The sequence below is a fragment of the Kineococcus sp. R86509 genome (assembly GCF_042466365.1).
Taxonomy (GTDB): Bacteria; Actinomycetota; Actinomycetes; order Actinomycetales; family Kineococcaceae; genus Kineococcus.
In genome coordinates this window covers 1,830,292-1,851,051 of sequence record NZ_JAXHCE010000001.1, presented here as the reverse complement: position 1 = coordinate 1,851,051, position 20,760 = coordinate 1,830,292, and the positions used below count along the sequence as shown (strand labels likewise).

At 72.4% G+C, this 20,760-nt stretch carries 24 protein-coding genes and 4 tRNA genes; 18 read left to right on the top strand and 10 right to left on the bottom strand.

The window, feature by feature from the left end:
* The first annotated feature begins 62 nt into the window (after nt 1-62).
* Together SJY07_RS08885 and htpX are read left to right on the top strand one after the other, a co-directional pair.
* Nucleotides 63-698: a LysE family translocator gene (locus SJY07_RS08885; protein WP_380158470.1), complete on the top strand. Its 636-nt coding sequence runs from the start codon at nt 63-65 to the stop codon at nt 696-698.
* Between the two features lie 65 nt (nt 699-763).
* Nucleotides 764-1,648 (top strand): zinc metalloprotease HtpX, encoded by an 885-nt coding sequence (gene htpX / locus SJY07_RS08880; protein WP_380158468.1) that lies wholly within the window; start codon nt 764-766, stop codon nt 1,646-1,648.
* Nucleotides 1,649-1,674: 26 nt separating this feature from the next.
* Here htpX and SJY07_RS08875 read toward each other — a convergent pair whose 3' ends face one another.
* Nucleotides 1,675-2,634, bottom strand: coding sequence for an alpha/beta hydrolase family protein (locus SJY07_RS08875; RefSeq protein ID WP_380158466.1), 960 nt, complete (start codon nt 2,632-2,634; stop codon nt 1,675-1,677).
* 1 nt (nt 2,635) lies between these two features.
* The gene (locus SJY07_RS08870) at nt 2,636-3,127 is read right to left on the bottom strand and encodes a YajQ family cyclic di-GMP-binding protein (protein ID WP_328294619.1); all 492 of its coding nucleotides are present in this window, start codon (nt 3,125-3,127) and stop codon (nt 2,636-2,638) included.
* 94 nt (nt 3,128-3,221) lie between these two features.
* On the opposite strand from SJY07_RS08870, the gene SJY07_RS08865 reads away from it, so the two are divergent.
* The 9 genes from SJY07_RS08865 to SJY07_RS08825 all read left to right on the top strand — a co-directional run bounded on the left by SJY07_RS08865 (nt 3,222) and on the right by SJY07_RS08825 (nt 8,857).
* Nucleotides 3,222-3,303 (top strand) — tRNA-Tyr (locus SJY07_RS08865).
* Between the two features lie 94 nt (nt 3,304-3,397).
* Nucleotides 3,398-3,469, top strand: a tRNA-Thr gene (locus tag SJY07_RS08860).
* A gap of 29 nt (nt 3,470-3,498) precedes the next feature.
* Nucleotides 3,499-3,571: transfer RNA gene (locus tag SJY07_RS08855), tRNA-Met, on the top strand.
* Between the two features lie 175 nt (nt 3,572-3,746).
* Nucleotides 3,747-3,914 (top strand): 50S ribosomal protein L33, encoded by a 168-nt coding sequence (gene rpmG, locus SJY07_RS08850; RefSeq protein WP_012085006.1) that lies wholly within the window; start codon nt 3,747-3,749, stop codon nt 3,912-3,914.
* A gap of 38 nt (nt 3,915-3,952) precedes the next feature.
* Nucleotides 3,953-4,414: a MaoC family dehydratase N-terminal domain-containing protein gene (locus SJY07_RS08845; RefSeq protein WP_380158464.1), complete on the top strand. Its 462-nt coding sequence runs from the start codon at nt 3,953-3,955 to the stop codon at nt 4,412-4,414.
* Nucleotides 4,411-4,827 carry a MaoC family dehydratase gene (locus tag SJY07_RS08840; protein ID WP_380158462.1) on the top strand — a complete coding sequence of 139 codons (417 nt, stop codon included), beginning with the start codon at nt 4,411-4,413 and terminating at the stop codon, nt 4,825-4,827. The genes SJY07_RS08845 and SJY07_RS08840 overlap by 4 nt, the downstream gene beginning before the upstream one ends.
* Entirely contained in the window at nt 4,824-6,056 is a 1,233-nt protein-coding gene (locus SJY07_RS08835) for an MFS transporter (protein WP_380158460.1), read from the top strand. The genes SJY07_RS08840 and SJY07_RS08835 overlap by 4 nt, the downstream gene beginning before the upstream one ends.
* A complete protein-coding gene (locus tag SJY07_RS08830) occupies nt 6,053-7,120 on the top strand; it encodes a UDP-N-acetylmuramate dehydrogenase (RefSeq protein ID WP_380158458.1) in 1,068 nt (355 codons plus the stop codon). The genes SJY07_RS08835 and SJY07_RS08830 overlap by 4 nt, the downstream gene beginning before the upstream one ends.
* A 147-nt stretch (nt 7,121-7,267) precedes the next feature.
* Complete coding sequence (locus SJY07_RS08825) at nt 7,268-8,857, top strand: methyl-accepting chemotaxis protein (protein ID WP_380158456.1); 1,590 nt, start codon at nt 7,268-7,270, stop codon at nt 8,855-8,857.
* A 51-nt stretch (nt 8,858-8,908) separates the two neighbouring features.
* Here the strand turns inward: SJY07_RS08825 and SJY07_RS08820 are convergent, their stop codons facing one another.
* From SJY07_RS08820 to SJY07_RS08785, 8 genes are all read right to left on the bottom strand, one after another.
* Nucleotides 8,909-9,331, bottom strand: a complete 423-nt coding sequence (locus SJY07_RS08820) for a GntR family transcriptional regulator (protein WP_380158454.1) — start codon at nt 9,329-9,331, stop codon at nt 8,909-8,911.
* Nucleotides 9,328-10,230 (bottom strand): hypothetical protein, encoded by a 903-nt coding sequence (locus SJY07_RS08815; protein WP_380158452.1) that lies wholly within the window; start codon nt 10,228-10,230, stop codon nt 9,328-9,330. The genes SJY07_RS08820 and SJY07_RS08815 overlap by 4 nt, the downstream gene beginning before the upstream one ends.
* A 42-nt stretch (nt 10,231-10,272) precedes the next feature.
* Nucleotides 10,273-11,328 carry an adenosine deaminase gene (locus SJY07_RS08810; protein WP_380158450.1) on the bottom strand — a complete coding sequence of 352 codons (1,056 nt, stop codon included), beginning with the start codon at nt 11,326-11,328 and terminating at the stop codon, nt 10,273-10,275.
* A gap of 51 nt (nt 11,329-11,379) precedes the next feature.
* Nucleotides 11,380-12,012 carry a response regulator gene (locus tag SJY07_RS08805; protein ID WP_380158448.1) on the bottom strand — a complete coding sequence of 211 codons (633 nt, stop codon included), beginning with the start codon at nt 12,010-12,012 and terminating at the stop codon, nt 11,380-11,382.
* On the bottom strand, nt 12,009-13,190 hold the full coding sequence (locus tag SJY07_RS08800) for a sensor histidine kinase (RefSeq protein ID WP_380158446.1): 1,182 nt from the start codon (nt 13,188-13,190) through the stop codon (nt 12,009-12,011). The genes SJY07_RS08805 and SJY07_RS08800 overlap by 4 nt, the downstream gene beginning before the upstream one ends.
* A gap of 44 nt (nt 13,191-13,234) precedes the next feature.
* Complete coding sequence (locus tag SJY07_RS08795) at nt 13,235-14,083, bottom strand: ABC transporter permease (RefSeq protein ID WP_380158444.1); 849 nt, start codon at nt 14,081-14,083, stop codon at nt 13,235-13,237.
* The gene (locus tag SJY07_RS08790) at nt 14,080-14,937 is read right to left on the bottom strand and encodes an ABC transporter ATP-binding protein (RefSeq protein WP_380162238.1); all 858 of its coding nucleotides are present in this window, start codon (nt 14,935-14,937) and stop codon (nt 14,080-14,082) included. Before SJY07_RS08790 ends, SJY07_RS08795 begins: the two co-directional genes overlap by 4 nt.
* 66 nt (nt 14,938-15,003) lie before the next feature.
* Complete coding sequence (locus tag SJY07_RS08785; protein ID WP_380158442.1) at nt 15,004-16,260, bottom strand: pyridoxal phosphate-dependent aminotransferase; 1,257 nt, start codon at nt 16,258-16,260, stop codon at nt 15,004-15,006.
* Between the two features lie 141 nt (nt 16,261-16,401).
* Between SJY07_RS08785 and SJY07_RS08780 the strand changes: the two genes are divergently transcribed.
* The 7 genes from SJY07_RS08780 to rplL all read left to right on the top strand — a co-directional run bounded on the left by SJY07_RS08780 (nt 16,402) and on the right by rplL (nt 20,548).
* Nucleotides 16,402-16,474: transfer RNA gene (locus tag SJY07_RS08780), tRNA-Trp, on the top strand.
* Nucleotides 16,475-16,553: 79 nt separating this feature from the next.
* Nucleotides 16,554-16,787, top strand: a complete 234-nt coding sequence (secE, locus tag SJY07_RS08775; protein WP_328294633.1) for a preprotein translocase subunit SecE — start codon at nt 16,554-16,556, stop codon at nt 16,785-16,787.
* A gap of 65 nt (nt 16,788-16,852) precedes the next feature.
* Nucleotides 16,853-17,803 (top strand): transcription termination/antitermination protein NusG, encoded by a 951-nt coding sequence (gene nusG / locus SJY07_RS08770; RefSeq protein WP_380158439.1) that lies wholly within the window; start codon nt 16,853-16,855, stop codon nt 17,801-17,803.
* Between the two features lie 163 nt (nt 17,804-17,966).
* Nucleotides 17,967-18,398, top strand: a complete 432-nt coding sequence (rplK, locus tag SJY07_RS08765; RefSeq protein ID WP_328294635.1) for a 50S ribosomal protein L11 — start codon at nt 17,967-17,969, stop codon at nt 18,396-18,398.
* Between the two features lie 91 nt (nt 18,399-18,489).
* Nucleotides 18,490-19,206 carry a 50S ribosomal protein L1 gene (gene rplA, locus SJY07_RS08760; protein WP_328294636.1) on the top strand — a complete coding sequence of 239 codons (717 nt, stop codon included), beginning with the start codon at nt 18,490-18,492 and terminating at the stop codon, nt 19,204-19,206.
* 315 nt (nt 19,207-19,521) lie between these two features.
* Nucleotides 19,522-20,094, top strand: coding sequence for a 50S ribosomal protein L10 (gene rplJ, locus SJY07_RS08755; protein ID WP_328294637.1), 573 nt, complete (start codon nt 19,522-19,524; stop codon nt 20,092-20,094).
* Between the two features lie 70 nt (nt 20,095-20,164).
* On the top strand, nt 20,165-20,548 hold the full coding sequence (rplL, locus tag SJY07_RS08750; RefSeq protein ID WP_328294638.1) for a 50S ribosomal protein L7/L12: 384 nt from the start codon (nt 20,165-20,167) through the stop codon (nt 20,546-20,548).
* The last annotated feature ends 212 nt before the right edge of the window (nt 20,549-20,760 follow it).

Here is a 20,760-nt window from a genome sequence, read left to right as displayed (position 1 = left end):
CACGCAACCACCGGTCGTCCAGCCGGCGCCCAGCGTGTGAGTCCGAGGCCTACGCTGCGCGCGTGGTCACCACCGAGCAGGTGCTCGCCCTCGCCGCGACGAGCCTCGTCGTCATCGCCGTCCCCGGCCCGAGCGTCCTCTTCATCGTCGGCCGCGCCCTCGCGCACGGGCGGGTGACGGCCCTGGCCGGCGTCCTGGGCAACTCCCTGGGCAGTCTCGTCGCAGCCCTCGTGATCGCCGTCGGACTGGGTCCGGTGCTGCAGCGCTGGGACACCGCGCTGGAGGTCGTGAAGCTCGCCGGGGCCGCGTACCTGGTGTGGCTGGGGGTCCAGGCGCTGCGCGGAGCCGGTCACGCCGGACAGGACACGGTCGCCGGTTCACCGCGGACCCGCGGGCGCGAGGTCCGGGCCGGGCTGGTCGTCGGCCTCAGCAACCCCAAGGTGTTCGTGGTGTTCGCGGCGATCCTGCCCCAGTTCGTGGACCGCTCCGCCGGCTCGCTCGCCGCTCAGATGGTCCTGCTCAGCCTGGTCCCCATCGGCATCGGCCTGGTCTGCGACAGCACCTGGGGTCTGGTCGCGTCCCGCGTGCGGACGGCGTTCGTCGGACGCCCGCAGCGGCTGCGGACGGTGACCCGCGTCGGAGGGGCCTCGATGATCGGACTGGGCGTCCTCACCGCCGTCACCGGCCGGCACCGCTGACGGAACGTCGCGCGACCGGTGCGCGTTGTGCCGGGCAGGTAGGAGAGCGCGGGGGAGAGGGCAGGATGCACCGGCACCACAACGGGCTGAAGACCGCCGTCCTGTTCGGGGTGATCTGGGCGGTCCTGCTGCTCATCGGCGGGTTCCTGGCGACCTCGTTCCGCAGCTCCGGCATCCTCGTCGTCTTCGTCCTCATCGGGCTGGGGACCTCGGCCTACGGCTACTGGAACTCCGCGAACCTGGCCCTGCGCTCGATGCGCGCCCGCCCCGTCTCCGAGGCCGAACAACCCGGGATGCACCGGATCGTGCGCGAGCTCTCCACCGCCGCGCGCCAGCCGATGCCGCAGCTGTACGTCTCGCCCACCATGGCGCCCAACGCCTTCGCGACCGGCCGCAACCCCCAGAACGCCGCCGTCTGCTGCACCGAGGGCATCCTGCAGCTCCTGGACGAGCGCGAACTCCGCGGCGTCCTCGGCCACGAGCTCATGCACGTCTACAACCGCGACATCCTCACCTCCTCCGTGGCGGGGGCGCTCGCGGGCGTCATCACCTCGATCGCGCAGTTCGGGGTGTTCTTCGGGTCGGTGTTCGGGGGCGGACGCGACGACGAGAGCCGCGCGAACCCGTTGGCGCTGCTGCTGCTGTCGCTGATGGCGCCGCTCGCGGCCACCGTCGTCCAGCTCGCCATCTCACGGACCCGCGAGTACGACGCCGACGAGGACGGGGCCAAGCTCACCGGCGACCCGATGGCGCTCGCCTCGGCCCTGCGCAAGCTGGAGCTGGGTACGCGTCAGTTGCCGCTGCCGCCCGAGCGGGAGCTCGTCAACGCCAGCCACATGATGATCGCGAACCCCTTCCGCGCGCAGGGCGTCGCGAAGCTGTTCTCGACGCACCCGCCGATGGCCGAGCGGATCGCCCGCCTCGAGGCCCTCGCCGGCTACCGCCGCTGACCTGCCCGTCACCGAGCCGGCCCGGGTCAGCCGAGGCGGGCCTCCAGCCAGGTCCGGAACAGCGGGAAGACCTGCCCGTCCGGGTCCTGCGGGTCGGTGTGCGAGACGCCGTCGAGCAGGTGCAGCTCCACCGCGTCCCCGGCGGCGCTCGCGGCGGCGTCGAACTCCTGGGCCTGGGAGTACGGGACCGTCTGGTCGCCCGTCCCGTGCGCGACGAACAGCGGGAAGCCGAAGGGCACCCGCCGCGTCGGGTCGCCGATCGCGTAGCGGTCGTCGACCTCGTCCGGGGTTCCCCCGAACAGCGTCCGCACGTTGACGTCGCCACCGTCGCCACCGAGCGCGGTGGGGTGCAGCACCCCGGACATCGACGCCGCGAACGCGGGCACGACCCCCGGTGACGCCCCCGGGGCGTCGGCGGGCAGACCGGCCCGGGCGGCCGCCCACATCGCCAGGTGACCGCCCGCGGAGTGCCCGACGAAGCACACGCGCCCGGTCGGCAGCGAGTGCTGGGCGGCGGCCTCGGCGGCCATGTCGACGGCGGTGGCGACGTCGCTGAACGTGCCCGTCCAGCCGCCGCCGTCGCCGTTGCCGCGGTAGTCGGTGTTGAGCACCGGCCAGCCGCCGCCGACGAGGTCCGCCACCAGGTCGTTCAGGTCGCGGCGGTCGGTGGCGGCGTCCCAGCCACCCCCGTGCACGACGACGACGATCGCGTCGCGGTGCTCGCCCGGCGGCAGCCACAGGTCGCTGACCTGGCGGGGGTGGTCGCCGTAGCGGTACTCGCTGCGCTGGGAGACGTCGAGCCCGGGCGGGACGAAACCGGCGTCCGTCTCCGCGTCCGGCGTACCCGTGTCCGTGGGCGTGGCGGTCTCCGTGGGGGTGGCCGTGGTGGTGCTCGCCGGGGTGGTGGGGGAGTCGTCGCTGCACGCGCCCAGCGCGCCCCCGCTCAGCGCGAGGCCGATCACTGCCCGGCGGCGCAGCGGACCCACCTCAGCGGTAGTTGACGAACTGGAGGGCGACGTCGAGGTCGGAACCCTTGAGCAGCGCGATGACCGCCTGCAGGTCGTCGCGGTCCTTGGAGCTGACCCGCATCTCGTCGCCGGTGATCTGCGACTTCACGCCCTTGGGGCCCTCGTCGCGGATGATCTTGCCGATCTTCTTGGCGACGTCCTGGGCGAGGCCCTCCTTGAGCTCGGCGGTGATCCGGTACTCCTTGCCCGACGGGACCGGGTCGGAGGTGTCCAGCGCCTTCAGCGACACGCCGCGCTTGATGAGCTTGGTCTGCAGCACGTCCAGGACGGCGTTCACGCGGTCCTCGGAGTTGGCGACCATGAGGATCGACTCCCCGCTCCACCGGACGTCGGCGCCGACACCCTTGAAGTCGTAGCGCTGGGCGATCTCCTTGGCGGCCTGGTTGAGGGCGTTGTCGACCTCCTGGCGGTCGATCTTGCTGACGACGTCGAACGACGACTCGCTGGCCACGCGGGGTTCCTCCTGGGGTTCGTGGGGGGCTCGGTTTCCGAGCACCGCTCATGTCTTGCTATCGTCTCACCGTCGCCAGCTCGCTGGTGGCACTGGCGGGTTGCCCGAGTGGCCAAAGGGAGCGGATTGTAAATCCGCCGGCGTAGCCTACGTTGGTTCGAATCCATCACCCGCCACGTCGCGAGTCCGCGACCCGGTGCCGGTCTCCGGCACCGGGTCGCGTCATGTAGGGTCGTCACCGGCCGTACACGCGGCAGCACAACCAGTTTGGCCCCGGTAGCTCAGTGGTAGAGCACTTCCTTGGTAAGGAAGAGGTCTCGAGTTCAATCCTCGATCGGGGCTCGCAACCGGCGGCTGGGCCCGCCGGACGCGGCGGGGTAGCTCAGTTGGTAGAGCAAGCGGCTCATAATCGCTGTGTCGCCGGTTCAAGTCCGGCCCTCGCTACAGCGCACGACACGTACCGAGCGGCCGCCCTCCGTGGGCGGTCGCTCGTCGCGCGTTCGGGCGCTTGCCGCACGTCGCGTACCCTGGTGGGGATCGGCGGAGCGCGCGCCCGCCCGTACGTCCGCAGTGCGACGAACCTTGTCGTACGACGAATCCTGAGGAAGAGGCACCCGCCGTGGCCAAGACCACCGACGTCCGCCCGAAGATCACCATGGCTTGCACCGAGTGCAAGGAGCGGAACTACATCACCAAGAAGAACCGCCGCAACGACCCGGACCGCCTGGACCTGGCCAAGTTCTGCCCGCGCTGCGGCAAGAAGACCACGCACCGCGAAACCCGCTGACACCAGCACGTCCGTTCCGGATCGGGGAGCACGCACCTGTGACGACCGTCAACGTCGACGAGTCCTTCGCGGGGCGTGTCTACCCGGCCTCCGGGACCACCACGGTGAGCGCCGACACGGTCCGGGCCTTCGCCCGGGCCGTGCGGGCCGCCCACCCGGTCCACCACGACACGGCGGCCGCCCGCGACCTCGGCTACGCCGACGTCGTCGCCCCGCCGACCTTCGCGGTCACGCTGGCCCAGGTCGCGGAGAAGCAGTTCGTGGCCGACCCGGCCGCGGGCATCGACTTCTCCCGCGTCGTCCACGGCGAGGAGCAGTTCCGCCACCACGCCCCCATCGTGGCCGGTGACGAACTCACCGCCGAGGTGCACGTGGACCGCGTCCGCGTCGTGCGCGGCAACGCGATGATCACCACCCGCACCGAACTCGCCCGCACCGATGGCACCCCCGTCACGACGGTGACGTCGATGCTGGTCGTCCGCGCGGAGGACCCGGCGTGAACTTCGAGGACACCGAGGTCGGCACCGAACTCCCCGCCGCCCGCTACGAGCTCTCCCGCGACGACCTCCGCGCCTACGCCGAGGCCTCCGGGGACCACAACCCGATCCACCTCGACGAGGCGACCGCGACGTCCGTCGGCCTGCCCGACGTCATCGCCCACGGGATGCTGACCATGGGTCTGGCCGGTTCCGTCGTGGCCGACTGGGCCGGGGACCCGACCGCGGTGGTCTCCTTCGGCACGAGGTTCACCGCCCCCGTCGTCGTGCCCTCCGGTGAGCCGGCCGTCGTCGAGGTCGCCGGCACGGTGCTCACGCGCGACGAGTCCGCCCGCACGGTCGAGGTCGACCTCACCGTGACCCACGCGGGGACGAAGGTCCTCGGGCGCGCCCGGGCTGTCGTCCGCCTGCCGTGAGCTCCCCCTCGCCCGCAGCCCCGCGGGCGAGGACGGCCGTGTACGCGGCCTTCGTCCTCAACGGCTTCTTCATGTCGACGTGGGTGGCCCGGATCCCCTCCGTCCGCGACACCCTGGGCCTGTCCAACGGCGGGATGAGCCTGCTGCTGCTGGCCTTCTCGCTCGGCTCCGTCCTCGCCATGCCGATCGCCGGGGCGGTCGTGCTGCGCTTCGGGCGGGCCCGCACCGTCCTCGGCGGCTCCGTCGTCGTGGCCCTCGGCCTGCTCGTGGTCTCCGTCTCCGTGGACGGCTTCGGCTCCGTGCCCCCGACCGCGCTGGGGTTGTTCGCCGCCGGGGCGGGCGTCGCCTCCTGGGACGTCGCGATGAACGTCGAGGGATCGGCCGTCGAGCGGCGCCTGGACCGCGCGATCATGTCCCGCTTCCACGCGGCCTGGAGCCTCGGCAGCGTGGCCTCCGCCGGGATCTCCGTGCTGCTGCTGAAGGTCGGGGTGCCGACCTGGGCGCACCTCTGCGCCGTCGGGGTCCTCGTCGTGCTGGGGACGACGGTCTCGACCCGGTCCTTCCTCGGCGACGCCGCCCCGGCGACCGCCGGGGAGCAGCCGCGGGCGGGGATCTCGCTGGGGCAGGCGTGGCGCGAACCGCGCACCCTGCTCATCGGCGTCCTGGTGCTCTGCATGGCCTTCGTCGAGGGCACCGCCAACGACTGGCTGGCGCTCGGCCTCATCGACGGTCACGACGTCTCGCACTCGGCGGGCGTCGCCGGGTTCACCGTCTTCGTCGTCGCGATGACCTGCGGGCGCCTCGTCGGGCCGGTCGCCCTGCAGCGCCTCGGCCGGGTGCCGGCCCTGCGGCTCAGCGCGGGCGTCGCCGCCGTCGGCGTCGGCGTCTTCGTCCTCGCCCCGAACGTCACGGTGGCCGTGGTGGGTGCGCTGCTCTGGGGCCTGGGCGCCGCGCTCGGGTTCCCGACCGGGATGAGCGCCGCCGGTGACGAGGAGGCCAACGCGGCCGTCCGCGTCAGCGTCGTCTCCTCCGTCGGGTACACCGCCTTCCTCGCGGGCCCGCCGTTGGTGGGTCTGCTCGCCGACCGCACCGGGGTCGTCCACGCCGTGACCGCGGCCGCGGTGGCCTCGGTCGTCGCGCTCTTCGTCGCCGCGGCGGCCCGCCCGCACGCCGACGGCGTCGCCCTCGGCGCGGGCGGCGCGGCCGCGGAGGGCAAGCTGTCCTCGTGACCCACCTGCTCGCCGACCTGACCACCCTGCGCGTGGGGGGACCCGCCCGGAAGCTCGTCGAGGCCCGCACCGACGCGGAGCTCGTCGAGGCCGTCGTCGCGGCGGACGCCGCGGGGGAGCCCCTGCTGCTGGTCGCCGGCGGGTCGAACCTCCTCGTCGCCGATGCCGGTTTCGACGGCACCGTCGTGCACGTCTCGACGCAGGGCGTCAGCGTCGCCAGCGAGGACGCCTGCGGTGGCGGTGTCGTGACGGTCGCCGCCGGCCACTCCTTCGACGCCTTCGTCGCGACCGCGGTGCAGCGCGGGTGGGCGGGGGTCGAGGCGCTGTCCGGCATCCCCGGGTCCGTCGGCGCGACGCCCGTGCAGAACGTCGGCGCCTACGGCCAGGACGTGGCGCAGACCATCGAGACCGTCCGCACCTGGGACCGGGTCGAACGCCGGCAGCGCACGTTCGTGGCCGCCGAGCTGGAGTTCGCCTACCGCACGTCCCTGCTCAAGCGGTCGAGGGTCGCGCTGAACGGCCCGCACCCCGAGAGCCGCTACGTGGTCCTCGACGTGACGTTCCAGTTCCCCCTGCGGGCGGCCGCCTCCGAGGTCGCCTACCCCGAACTCGCGCGTCGGCTCGGGGTCGAGGTCGGGGCCCGGGTGTCCTCGGCCGCGGTCCGCGCGGCGGTGCTCGAACTCCGCGCCGGCAAGGGGATGGTCTGGGACCCGGCCGACCGCAGCGACCACGACACCTGGAGCGCCGGGTCGTTCTTCACCAACCCGCTGCTGCGCCCGGACCAGGCCGACGCGCTGCCCGCCGACGCCCCGCGCTTCCCGGGGGGCGACGGGCTGGTGAAGACCTCGGCCGCGTGGCTGATCGACCACGCCGGGTTCGGCAAGGGCTTCGGCGCTCCCGGCCCCGCGACGTTGTCGACCAAGCACACCCTGGCGATCACCAACCGGGGTGAGGCGACCGCGGCCGACCTGCTGGCGCTGGCCCGGACGGTCACCGACGGGGTCGAGGCACGGTTCGGGATCCGCCTGGTCAACGAACCCGTCCTGGTGGGCACCTCGCTCTGAGCCCGGCCCGGAAGACGTCACCCGGACGGGCTACAGGAGGTCGTGGACCGCGCCGATGGCCGTGGAGTAGTCGACAGGTCGAACACCCGGCCTCCTGCCTCGTGGGGAACCCGTACGGCCACGTCCACCCCCCGGAAGGCCGTCGCCATGAAGTCCCTGCGTGATCTGAAGGTCGCCTCCAAGCTGTTCGCCGCGTTCGGGGTCGTGTGCCTCCTGCTGGCCGCGGTGGTGGCCCTGGGCATCTCGCGGCTGGGTTCGTCGCAGGCCAACCTGGACACCGTGTCGACCTCGGCCCTGGCCTCCGTGCAGACCATCGGCGTGGCCAAGAACGACTTCTCCGACGCCCGCATCGACCTGCTCAACGCGGCCGTGGCTCCCGACGTGACCACCACCGACGCGGCGCTGGCGGCGATGAAGGACGACGACGCCGCCTACGACGCCTCCTGGGCGGCCTACCTGAAGACCGCGCCGACCGCCACCGCCGCCGACCGCGCCGAGGCCCAGGACCTCATGGTCCAGTACCGCACGGTCCGCGAAGAGCTGGTCCCGCTCGCGCTCGCCAACGACGTGGCGGGCTTCTACACCACCCGGGACCGCACCTCCACCCCGGTGGTCAAGGCCCTGAACGCCCAGCTCGACGCGATCGCCACCACCGAACAGGACGCCGCCACGACGTTGGCCGCCGACGGTGGCCGCGACTACCGCAGCGCCGTCACCCTGCTGCTGGCCATCGGTGTCCTGGCGCTGGTGATCGCCGTCGTCGTCGCCGTCGTCGTCGCCCGCTCCATCGCCGGTCCCCTGGCCCGCACCCTCACCGTCGTCCTCGGCCTGGCCGACGGCCGCCTGGACCAGCGCGTGGGCATCGACACACAGGACGAGGTCGGCGAGCTCGCCGGCGCCCTGGACACCACGATGGACAAGCTGACCGCGACGATGCGTGCCATCAGCGCCTCGGCCGCGACTCTCGCCGCCTCCTCCGAGGAACTGACCACCGTGGCCACCCAGCTCTCCTCCGGTGCCGAGGAATCCGCCACCCAGACCCAGGTCGTCTCCGCCGCCACCGAGGAGATCTCCGCCAACATCGGCACCGTCGCCGCTGCCGCCGAGGAGATGACCTCCGCCATCCGCGAGATCGCCACCTCCACCGCCGAGGCCTCCTCGGTCTCCGCCGACGCCGTCTCCAGCGCGTCGCAGGCCTCGGAGATCCTGGACCGCCTCTCCGCCTCCTCCCGCGAGATCGGCGACGTCGTCAAACTCATCACCTCCATCGCGGAGCAGACCAACCTCCTCGCCCTGAACGCCACCATCGAAGCCGCCCGCGCGGGGGAGATGGGCAAGGGCTTCGCCGTCGTCGCCGGGGAGGTGAAGGAACTGGCCCAGCAGACCGCCCGGGCCACGGAGTCCATCACCACCCGGGTGGCGGCCACCCAGGCTGACGCGACCGAGGCCGCGTTCGCCATCGGCGGCATCAGTGAGGTCATCGCCCGCATCGACGGCCTGCAGGCCACGATCGCGGCGGCGGTGGAGGAGCAGTCGGCGACGACGTCGGAGATGGTGCGCAACGTCACCGAGGTGTCCTCCGGCAGTCAGGAGATCGCGCTGAACATCTCCGGCATCGCCGCTGCGGCGGATCAGACCACGGCGGGGGCGACTCACACCGCCACCACCGCCGGGGAGGTCTCGCGCGCCGCGGTCGAGCTCAGCGGACTCGTGGCGGCGTTCACCCTTCCCCGCTGACCCACGTGGACGATCGCCGTCCTCCGCGCCTCGGGCGCGGAGGACGGCTTCCTACTGGGCCTTCACCCGGGCCGGGGGCTTCGGCGCCGGAGGACCGGAGCGACCCCGGCCGACGCTGACCAGCGCGGCGCGCACGACGTCGAGCGCCTGCTCGGGGCTCAACCCCGACCCCAGGGCCCGTTCGACGAACCCCTCCGCCGCCCAGCGGACGTCCTCCTCGACGGTGACCTGCGCCGCGACGACCGTCCCCGTCCGCCGTCGTGACGTGACGGTCCCGGCCGCCTCGAGCTCGCGGTAGGCGCGTTGGACGGTGCCGACCGCGAGGCCGAGGTCCGCGGCGAACGTCCGTGCCGCGGGGAGGCGGTCGCCCTCGCGCAGGGCGCCGGTGGTGGCGAGGGTGGTGATCTGCTCGCGGATCTGCTCGTAGGCCGGGATCGCGGACTGGGTGTCGACCACGACGCGCAGCCCGCTCACCGTCGCACCCCGCGGGCCGGGACGAGCAGGACGGCGAGGGCGGCGAGGGCCAGCAGGAAGCCGCTGATCGCGATACCGGCAGCGATCGCGTCCCAGACCGGTCCTGGGCCCGCGTCGTGCCGGACGAAGACGCCGGCCACCTCCTCACCCCAGCTCCCCCCGATCCCGTGGGCGGCCGTCCCGCCGAAGAACACCAGGGCCGCCGTGGTGCCGAGCAGCGCCGAGGTCGACACGCGCAGCGCCCGGTGCGCAGCAGCCCGGCGCAGGGTGCCGTCGGTCGCTGCGTCCGCCCCCGGGACGGCCGGTCGTCGCGGCACCCGGAGCAGCACGGTCCATGTGAGGGCGACCACGAGGACGCCCGCCAGCGCGATGGGCCCGGAGTAGAACGCACCGGGGAAGGGACTGGCGGAGCTGGTCATCGGGGGTGCGGAGAACTCCAGAGCCCTCCCGGTGTCGTCGGCCATGACCGTGCCCACCGCACAGACCACCCAGGTCAGGACGCAGCTGATCGCGAAGAGGGTCACCATCCCGCGCGGTGCGTCCTGGCGCACCGACCGCACGGCCAGCCGTGCCGAGCGGATGCGCTGCGCCGGCCTCGGCCAGCTCAGCTCCCCGACGAGCAGGACGGCTGCGTGCAGGGCTGCCGCCGCGAGGGGGACGACGGCGATGAGCTGCGTGCGGCGCAGGCTCGTCTGGGGCATCGACGTCCCGAGCACGAGAAGGGCGACCGCGAGCGTCAGCCCCACGGCGGCCACGGCGAAGCCGCGGCGACGGGCCCGCACCACGGGTGCGGTGAGCTCGTGCGAAGGCACCCGACGGACCAGCACGACCACGCCGACGACGACGGCGGCGATGAAGAACGCGGACAACGGGAGAACGGCGAGCGCCGGACCGAACACGGACCCTCCAGGTGGACTCAATGAATCAACTCATTGAGTCAATCACACCGCGAGGGATTCAGAGGTCTCTTCGCGCGACGAACTCAGCAGCCAGTCGTCCACCTCCGCGTGCAGGGCCCGCTTCACCTCCGCCGGGGCTCGCGAGGCGCTGATCGACGCCTTCGCGAGCCCGGCCAGCCCATCGTCGTCGAACCCGTGGTCCTCCCGCGCGCTGCGGTACTGGGCGGCGAGGCGGGGCCCGAACAGCAGCGGGTCGTCGGCTCCGAGCGCCACCGTGGCTCCCGCGGACACCAGCTGCCGCAACGGAACCCGCTCGAGGTCGGGGTAGACCCCGAGGGAGACGTTGCTCGTCGGGCAGACCTCCAGGGCCACCCCGGCCGCGATGACCCGCTCCAGCACCGCCGGGTCCTCGCCGCTGCGGACGCCGTGGCCGAGCCGGTCCGGCTGCAGCTCCCGCAGGGTCTGCGCGACGTGGTCGGGGCCCAGCAGCTCCCCGGAGTGCGGGACGCAGGCGAGCCCGGCGTCGCGGGCGATGTCGAAGGCCCCGGCGAACTCCGAGGTGTCCCCCCGGCGTTCGTCGTTGGACAGCCCGAACCCGACGACCGTGCCCGGCCCGTCGCCGGCGTGGCGGGCGGCCAACCGGGCCAGGGTCCGCGCGTCCAGCGGGTGGCGGATCCGGCTCGCGGCGACGACGACGGCCACCGCGGTCCCGGTCAGCGCGGTGGCGTCGCGGGCGGCCTCGAGGACGATCTCCAGCGCCGGGGTGATCCCGCCGACGTGCACGGCGTAGGAGGTCGGGTCCACCTGCAGCTCCAGCCACCGCGACCCCTCGGCCGCGTCGTCGGCGGCGGCCTCCAGCACGATCCGGCGCATGTCGTCCGCGGTCCGCACGCAGGCGCGGGCGGCGTCGTAGAGCCGTTGGAAGCGGAACCAGCCGCGTTCGTCGGGGGAGAGGGTGATCATCGAGGACGAGCTCAGCTGGGTGGGCAGCCGGATCCGGTGGCGCTCGGCCAGGTCGAGCAGGGTCTGGGGGCGCATCGACCCCGTGAAGTGCAGGTGCAGGTGCGCCTTGGGCAGGGACTCGACCGTGCGTGTCACGCTCCGTGAGTCTGCCAGGACGAACCGCCATCCGTCCTGGTCAGGGGGTCCTCACGGCGGTGGCAGCAGTCCACGCTGGATCGCGACCGTCACTGCGTGGGTGCGGTCGTCCACGCCGAGCTTCGCGAAGGTCCGCAGCAGGTGCGTCTTGACCGTCGCCTCCCCGATGAAGAGCTCCCGGCCGATCTCGGCGTTCGTCGACCCGTGCGACACCGAGCCCAGGACCTGCAGCTCCCGCGGGGTCAGCGACTCCTGCACCGGCCCCCGCAGGCGCGCCCTCAACTTCGCCGCGACCGGCGGGGCCAGCACGGTCTCGCCCCGCGACGCCGCGCGGACGGCGTCGAGGAGCTGGGCCAGCGGGGTGTCCTTGAGCAGGTAGCCGGTCGCCCCGGCCTCGACGGCCCGGACGATGTCGGCGTCGGTCTCGTACGTCGTCAGCACCAGCACGTGGACCTCCGGGTGGGCGCGCCGGATCTCCTCCGTGGCCGTGGCGCCGTCCACGACGGGCATCCGCAGGTCCATCAGCACGACGTCCGGCCGGAGTCCCGCCACGGCCTCCACAGCTTCCCGACCGTCCGCGGCGCCGCCGACGACCTCGAGGTCGTCGGCCGTCGCGAGCAGCCCCTCGATGCCCCCGCGCACGACGGGGTGGTCGTCGACCACGAGCACCCGCACCGGCCTCACGCCGGGACCTCCGCCGGCACGGCGACCAGCAACCGGGTACCGCCACCGGGTCCGCCGACGACCTCGAACACCCCGCCGGCCTCCTCGACCCGGCGTCGCATGCCGGCGAGGCCGAAACCGGTCGCGGCGACCACGTCCTGCTCGGTGATCCCCACCCCGTCGTCGTGCACCTCCAGCGTCGCCCCCCCGTCCGCGCTGACGAGGCGCACCCGGACCCTGCGCGCCCTGGCGTGCTTGCGCACGTTGCCCAGCGCCTCCTGCGCGGCCCGCAGCAGCACGACCTGGCGGCCCGCGGACAACCCCCGGAGGTCCTCCGCCACGACCACGTCCACGGCCACACCGCTCTCCCGGGACACCCGCTCGGCGAGACGGCGCAGCGCCTCGGCCAGCGTCGTGCCCTCCAGGTCGACCGGGCTCATCGCCGCCACCAGGGTCCGGGCCTCCGCCAGCCCCGCCCGCGCGGAACCCTCGATCAGTTCCAGCTGCGCGCGGGTCGGGCCCGGCGGGGCGGTCGCGGCGGCCGACTGGGCCAGCAGCACGATGCCGGTGAACTCCTGGGCGAGGGTGTCGTGGATGTCGGCGGCCAGCCGGGCCCGCTCGGCGGCGACCCCTGCCGCGTGGTGCGCCGCAGCCAGTTCCACCCGGGTGCTCTCGAGCTCGGTGATGAGGGCAGCCCGTTCCTCGCTCTGCGAGACGACCTGCCAGATCCAGATCCCGAGGACGCACGTGAAGGCGGTGCTGACGAGCATCGACACCGCGATGTCGACCGTGCGCGCCGAGTCGCCGTAGCCCAGGGTCATCCCGGTCAGGCCGGCCAGTGCGACAGCCACCGTCCACAGCGTGCCCTCGCGGCGGGAGCCGGTGAGGAACCAGGTCTGCGGGAAGGCGACGAAGAGCAGGAAGCTCAGCGTCGGGGCGCCGGTCAGGGCGACGGTGAGACCCACGACCAGCACGGCGAGGTAGATCCGCGAGCGCCGGTCCCGCACGCGGGCCGCCCGGGGCCCGAGCAGCACGTACGTCAGCGCGACGACCCCCACCGCGACGGCGGCGCGGAGCCGGTGCTCGTCGTCGCCGATCAGCAGCACCAGGGCGGCGATGACCACGAACAGGCCGAAGGCGGCGTGCCAGCCGGGCACGCTGCGCACCCACCACGAGGTGGTCGTGGGGTTCCTGCTCACCGACCAGCGCTCCTGAGGTGTCCCCACCCGGTCATCGTGCCCGCTCACCGGTCCTTGCGGGTCCAGCGGAAGGACCGCAGGCACAGGAGCAGGCCCAGCAGGACCCAGGCGGCCATGATCAGCGCTCCGGTGCCCAGTCCCCAGCTCCCGCCCGGTTCCGCCGCCGCGGCGCTCTCCGGCAGCAGCGCCGCCCGCAGGCCCTGGGCCATCCACTTCAGCGGGAAGACCTCCGCGACGGCGAGCATCCAGCCCGGCAGCGACGCGAGCGTGAAGAAGACCCCCGAGAAGAACTGCAGCACGATGACCACCGGGGCCGTCACCGCGGTCGCCGACCGGGCCGAGGCCGGGACGGCCGAGAACGCCACGCCCAGCACCGTGCCGGCCACCGTCCCCAGCGCGAACACCCACCCGAACCGGGCCCAGTGCGTCAGGTCGCCCGGCCACGGCACGCCGTAACCGACTCGGGCCACCACCAGCAGCAGGGCCACCTGGACGATCGAGGTGGTCAGCACCATCCCGACCTTGCCCAGGACGTAGGCCAGCGCGGGGACGGCCATGCCCCGCAAGCGCTTCAGGGTGCCGTCGTCGCGTTCGCCCGCGATGCCGACGGCGAGGCTCTGGAAGCTCGTGAGCATGATCCCGGTCGCGACGATGCCGGCCAGGAAGTAGTGCGAGAACGGCGTCCCGTCGGGCAGTTCCTGGCCGCCGAAGATCGACCCGAAGATGACCAGCATGACGATCGGGTAGGCGAAGACGAAGGCCATCGCGTCGCGCTCGCGGACGAACTGCCGGATCTCCAGGCCGGTGCGCGCCAGTGCGATGCGGGCCGTCGAGGGGCGACCGTGGACGCTGCCGACCCGGAGCCGGCCGGCGCGGACCTCGGGGGCGCTCACCGCCGGACCCCGTCCACGAGGGCCAGGTAGGCGTCCTCCAGCGTGGGCCGGTGGACCTCCAGACCGGGCAGCTCGCCGTCGACGAGGAGCTCGGGGCGCGCCAGCAGGTGCCGCACCAGGTCGCCGGGCCGGTCGGTGCGCTCGACCCGCGCGGATCCCGACTCGTTCCAGTGCACCGTCGCCCCCAGTCGCAACCGTCCGCCGAGGGTGGACGGGGTGGAGGTCTCCACCACCCGGCCGCCCACGACGACGGCGACGCGGTCGGCCAGCGCGGCGGCCTCGTCGAGGTAGTGGGTGGTCAGCAGGATCGTCGTGCCCTCGGCCTGAACACCGCGGACGAGGTCCCAGAAGTGGCGTCGCGCCTCGGGGTCGAAACCCGTCGTGGGCTCGTCCAGGAAGAGCAGCTCGGGGCGGCCGAGGATGCCCAGCGCGACGTCGAGCCGTCGGCGCTGCCCGCCGGAGAGGGCTCGGATCCGTTGCCGTGCAGAGCCTTCGAGTCCGACGAGGGCGACGACCTCGTCGGGGTCCCGGGCGTCGAGGTGGTAGAGGGCGAAGTGGCGTACGGCCTCGCGCACCGAGAGGTCGGCGGCGTCGGTCGCCTCCTGCAGCACGATGCCGAGCCGTGCCCGCCAGGCGAGGCCGGCGGTGGCCGGGTCCTCGCCGAGGACGTCGACCTCACCGCCGTCGCGCGAGCGGTGCCCCTCGAGGACCTCGATGGTGCTCGTCTTGCCGGCCCCGTTCGGGCCGAGCAGGGCCACGCACTCGCCGGGATCGACGTCGAGGTCGATCCCGGCGAGGGCGAGCGTGCCGTTGGGGTAGCGCTTGGTGAGTCCGCGGACTCGGACGGCGGGCAGGGGGTTCACCCCCCGAGGGTGACGGCTCGAGCGTCCCCGCGGGTCCACCGGACGGTGTACCCGCGCTCAGCGCACCTCGGCGAGGAGGGCCTGGATGCGCTCGACCCCGGTCACGAGGTCGGCGTCGGCGAGGGCGTAGGACAGGCGCAGGAACCCGCTCGGACCGAACGCCTCACCCGGGACGACGGCCACCTCGGCCTCGCTGAGGATGAGTTCGGCCAGCACGGTGGACGAGGTGATCTCGGTGCCCCGCAACGTCTTCCCGATCAGGTCCTCGACGCTGGGGTAGGCGTAGAACGCGCCCTGCGGCAGGGGGCAGCGCACGCCCTCGATCGCGTCGAGCATCCGCACCATCGTCGTGCGACGTCGGTCGAAGGCCTCCCGCATCGCGGCGACGGCGGTCAGGTCACCGGTGAGCGCCTGGACGGCTGCGCGCTGCGACACGTTCGCGACGTTGGAGGACAGGTGCGACTGCAGGTTCGCGGCGCCCTTGACCACGTCGGGCGGCCCGATCAGCCAGCCCACGCGCCAGCCCGTCATGGCGTAGGTCTTCGCGACCCCGTTGACGACGATGCAGGTGTCGGCGAGCTCGGGGACCTCCACGGGCATCGAGGCGGCGCGCACACCGTCGTAGACGAGGTGCTCGTAGATCTCGTCGCTGACGACCCAGACGCCGTGCTCGAGGGCCCAGTGACCGATCGCGCGGACCTCCTCCGGGGAGTAGACCGCGCCGGTCGGGTTCGAGGGGGAGCAGAACAGCAGCGCCTTGGTGCGGGGCGTGCGGGCCGCCTCGAGCTGGTCGACGGTCACCTTGTACCCCTGCTCCAGGCCGGCGAAGACCTCCACGGCGACCCCGCCGGCGAGGCGCGCGGCCTCGGGGTAGGTCGTCCAGTACGGCGCCGGCAGCAGCAGCTCGTCACCCGGGTCGAGGATCGCGGCGAAGGCCTCGTAGACGGCCTGCTTGCCACCGTTGGTGACCAGGACCTGGGCGGGGGAGACCTGGTAGCCGGAGTCGCGCGCCGTCTTGGCCGCGATCGCCTCCCGCAGGACGGGCAGCCCGCCGGCGGGGGTGTAGCGGTGGTTGGCAGGGTCGGTGCAGGCCGCGACGGCCGCCTCGACGATGGCCTGCGGGGTCGGGAAGTCCGGCTCGCCCGCACCGAAGCCGATGACCGGGCGACCGGCGGCCTTCAGCGCCTTCGCCTTGGCGTCCACGGCGAGGGTCGCGGACTCGGCGATGCCCGCGATGCGGGCCGAGACGCGGTGGCGCGCACCGGTGGGGGCAGTGCCGGGCGGAGGACTCGTCTGGGCGGTCACGCAGGTCATCCTTCCACCCCTCGGCGTGCGGCCGTGGAGCCTCGGAGCCCGGACGGGTTCGACGGTGAGCCCCGGCGTCACCTATGGTGGTCGTGGCGGTTCTCGAACCGTCGAGGTTTCGCACGCCCTCCGGGGCGGGCGCATCCGTTCAGGGCAGTGGCGCAATTGGTAGCGCACCGGTCTCCAAAACCGGCGGTTGTGGGTTCGAGTCCCTCCTGCCCTGCGAGCACCACCCGTGCTCCCGGTCCCCGGGAGGCACGTCCGTACGTGAGCGACACACGACAGAAGCGGGGCAGCGCGAGGTGAGCCAGACGACGAAGGCCACGGCGGAACCCGCCGAGGCCAAGAAGCGCAACGGTCTCCTGCTGTTCCTGCGTCAGGTCATTGAAGAGCTGCGCAAGGTCGTCTGGCCCACCCGCCGGGACCTGCTGAGCTACACCGGAGTCGTGCTCGTCTTCGTCGTGGTGATGATGCTCTTCGTGTCCGCGCTGGACTACGGCATCGGCAAGCTCGTCCTGCTGGTGTTCGGGTCCTGACGAACGTCAGCGCGCGCCAGCCTGGTGCGTTGCGAGTCCCGATCCCGAAGGAAGCAGGTCAGCACGTGTCGGAGCAGTGGGGTCCCTCGGACGACGACAAGTCGGACGAGCAGTACGTCGCGACCCAGACCTACGACGCCGCGGACGTCCAGGCGGACGCCGAGGCCGACGTGGAAGCCGACGCCGAGCAGGCCGCGGACACCCCCGACGAACCGGTCGCCGACGCGATCGGTGCCGTCGAGGGCGACGAGGGTGACGAGGCCGGCGACCTGAACGCCGAGGTCGAGGACGTCGCGGAACCGGTCGGGGGCGAGTCGCCTGACGGTGCGTCCGTGGACGCCGAGGGCGCAGAGGTCGAGGTCACCGAAGGCGAGGCTGCCGGAGGTCTCGACGCCGGTGAGGGCGAGGTCGACGAGGTCGAGGAGTTCCGCAAGAAGCTCCGTCGTGCACCCGGTGAGTGGTTCGTCATCCACTCCTACGCCGGCTACGAGAACCGCGTGAAGACCAACCTCGAGACCCGCATGACCTCCCTCAACATGGAGGACTACATCTTCCAGGTCGAGGTGCCCATGGAGGAGGTCGTCGAGGTCAAGAACGGCACCCGCAAGAACGTGCGCCGCGTCCGGATCCCCGGCTACGTCCTCGTCCGCATGGACCTGACCGACGAGTCGTGGGGCGCCGTCCGGCACACCCCGGGGGTCACCGGCTTCGTGGGCAACACCCACCAGCCGGTCCCGCTGTCCAACGACGAGATCTTCTCCATGCTCGCGCCGACGTTGCCGTCCAGCGAGAAGGCCGGCGAGAAGAGCGCCGGTGGTGGCGCCGCCGCCGCCCCGACGAAGACCGTCGACTTCGAGGTCGGCGAATCGGTCACCGTCATGGAAGGCCCCTTCGAGACCCTCCCCGCGACGATCTCCGAGATCTCCACCGACCGCGCGAAGCTCACGGTGCTGGTCTCGATCTTCGGCCGCGAGACGCCGGTCGAGCTGAACTTCAACCAGGTCGCCAAGATCTGACGCACCGCTCTCCCGCGAGACGCCCTCACCCCGAGCCGGGGTGGGGGCGTCCCGTTTTGGGGGCAGGGGGAGTCCTCCCGTAGACTGATCGACGGCCACAACACGTCGTCGCCCGAACCGCGGGCACCGAACGGCCGTCACGCATCCGAGGAAGGGATCGCTCATGCCCCCCAAGAAGAAGGTCTCCGGGCTCATCAAGCTCCAGATCAAGGCCGGCCAGGCGACCCCGGCCCCGCCGATCGGGCCCGCGCTCGGTCAGCACGGCGTGAACATCATGGAGTTCTGCAAGGCGTACAACGCGCAGACCGAGTCCCAGCGCGGCAACGTCATCCCGGTCGAGATCACGGTCTACGAGGACCGCTCGTTCACCTTCATCACCAAGACCCCGCCGGCCGCCGAGCTCATCAAGAAGGCTGCGGGCGTGGAGAAGGGCTCCGGCGAGCCCCACGTGAAGAAGGTCGCGAACCTCACCAACGCCCAGGTGCGTTCGATCGCAGAGCAGAAGCTGCAGGACCTCAACGCCAAGGACGTCGACATGGCCGCTCGCATCATCGCGGGCACCGCTCGGTCCATGGGCATCACCGTCTCCGACTGAGCTGTCGCACCCGGCACTCAGCGGTAGTTCCAGTGGCAGGGCCGCGCGCGGTCCGTTCGACCACGACCCTCAACGATCCAGAGGAGCAGAAGTGAAGCGCAGCAAGGGTTACAAGGCCGCAGCCGAGAAGATCGACTTCGACGAGCTGTACGCACCGCTCGACGCCGTCAAGCTCGCCCGCGAGACGTCGCTGGTGAAGTACGACGCCACCGTCGAGGTCGCGTTCCGCCTCGGTGTGGACCCCCGCAAGGCCGACCAGATGGTCCGCGGCACCGTCAACCTGCCGCACGGCACCGGCAAGACCGCCCGCGTGCTGGTCTTCGCCGTCGGTGACCGCGCCGCGCAGGCCGAGGCCGCCGGCGCCGACATCGTCGGTGGCGACGAGCTCATCGACGAGGTCGCCAAGGGGCGCCTCGACTTCGACGCCGCCGTCGCGACCCCGGACCTCATGGGCAAGGTCGGTCGTCTGGGCAAGGTGCTGGGCCCCCGTGGTCTGATGCCGAACCCGAAGACCGGCACCGTGACCATGGACGTCGCCAAGGCCGTCACGGAGATCAAGGGCGGGAAGATCGAGTTCCGCACCGACAAGCACGCCAACCTGCACTTCGTCATCGGCAAGGCGAGCTTCGACGACACCCAGCTCGTCGAGAACTACTCCGCCGCGCTCGACGAGGTGCTGCGCCTCAAGCCGTCCTCCTCCAAGGGCCGCTACCTGCGCAAGGCCACCATCACCACCACGATGGGCCCGGGCGTGCCGGTCGACCCCGCGCTGACCCGCAACCTCACCGGAGAGGCGACCGTCAACTGACGCGTCGCTGAACCACCCCGCAGGGGCGGGATCCCGTTCCGGGGTCCCGCCCCTGCGTCGTGCGGTCAGGACCACCCGTCCACGGCGTGTAGTCTTGTCCAGTACCGAAGACCGCCGGTCGCTACCCACACCTCTGGTGCAGAACCTCTGGTGCTGGTAGCTGAAGGCCCCGCAGTGCGGGCGACCTGCGCAGGTGAGCAAGAGCTTCGATCGTGGCCCTGGTGGCCGCCCTCCGACGCCCCGCGCACCTGCGCCGGGGCGTTTCGTGCTTTCGGGGTCGACCGGTTTCCCCCGAGACGAGGAAGGAGGGCACACATGCCGAAGCCCAGGAACATCGCCGCCGTGAAGCAACTCACGGCTCTGTTCCAGGAGTCCAACGCCGCGGTGCTCACCGAGTACCGGGGGTTGTCCGTCGCGCAGCTCACGAACCTGCGGACGGCGCTGGGTCCTGACACGACCTACGCGGTCCTGAAGAACACGCTGACCAGCATCGCCGCGAAGGAGGCCGGAGTCACGGCCTTCGAGGGGCAGCTGTCCGGCCCCTCCGCGATCGCCTTCATCACCGGTGACCCGGTGGAGGCGGCCAAGGGTCTGCGTGACTTCGCCAAGGCCAACCCCCAGCTGATCGTCAAGAGCGGCGTGCTCGACGGCCGCGCGATCAGCGCCGACGACGTCAAGGCCCTGGCCGACCTGGAGTCCCGCGAGGTTCTCCTCTCCAAGGTCGCCGGTGTCCTCAAGGCCACCCAGTCGAAGGCCGCGTCGCTGTTCCAGGCGCCGCTGTCCAAGACCGTCCGCACCGTGGAAGCGTTGCGGGAGAAGCAGGCTGCGGGCGCCCCCGCAGAGGCTGCTGCGGACGAGGCCCCCGTGGCCGAGACCGTGGACGCCTGAGCTCCCAGCTCCCACCCCCCTGCCCGCGCAGCGAACCGCGGGACCCACACACTCAGGAAGGACCGCCCTCATGGCGAAGCTCAGCACCGACGAGCTGCTCGACGCGTTCAAGGAACTCACCCTCATCGAGCTCTCCGAGTTCGTGAAGAAGTTCGAGGAGACCTTCGACGTCACCGCCGCCGCCCCCGTGGCGATGGCCGGTGGCCCGGTCGCCGGCGCGCCGGCCGAGGCTGCTGAAGAGCAGTCCGAGTTCGACGTCATCCTCGAGGCCGCTGGTGACAAGAAGATCGGTGTCATCAAGGAGGTCCGCGCGCTGACCTCCCTCGGCCTCAAGGAGGCCAAGGACCTCGTCGACGGTGCCCCCAAGCCCGTCCTCGAGAAGGTCGCCAAGGACGCTGCCGAGAAGGCCAAGGCCCAGCTCGAAGCCGCTGGCGCCACCGTCACCCTCAAGTGACCCCCGCCCGGGGCTGACCCGGGTCGCTACGCCCCAGGGGCGGTCGGACCTCGGTCCGGCCGCCCCTGCGGCGTTCCCGGACGACTTCCGGGGCTGGTTCGGCGAGTTGCCCACACGCCCGGGGGGTCGCCTTGACGCGGACGCGTCGGGGGGACATCCTCATCTCGGTCGTCAACACGACCGCCTGCTCGTCCCGACACCGTCGTCGGGGC

Bases quoted from the DNA above. Each gene is read 5' to 3' on its own strand.
- rplK (WP_328294635.1), top strand. From the start codon at position 17,967: ATGCCCCCCAAGAAGAAGGTCTCCGGGCTCATCAAGCTCCAGATCAAG.
- htpX (WP_380158468.1), top strand. From the start codon at position 764: ATGCACCGGCACCACAACGGGCTGAAGACCGCCGTCCTGTTCGGGGTG.
- SJY07_RS08825 (WP_380158456.1), top strand. From the start codon at position 7,268: ATGAAGTCCCTGCGTGATCTGAAGGTCGCCTCCAAGCTGTTCGCCGCG.
- SJY07_RS08785 (WP_380158442.1), bottom strand. From the start codon at position 16,260: ATGACCTGCGTGACCGCCCAGACGAGTCCTCCGCCCGGCACTGCCCCC.
- rplL (WP_328294638.1), top strand. From the start codon at position 20,165: ATGGCGAAGCTCAGCACCGACGAGCTGCTCGACGCGTTCAAGGAACTC.
- rplJ (WP_328294637.1), top strand. From the start codon at position 19,522: ATGCCGAAGCCCAGGAACATCGCCGCCGTGAAGCAACTCACGGCTCTG.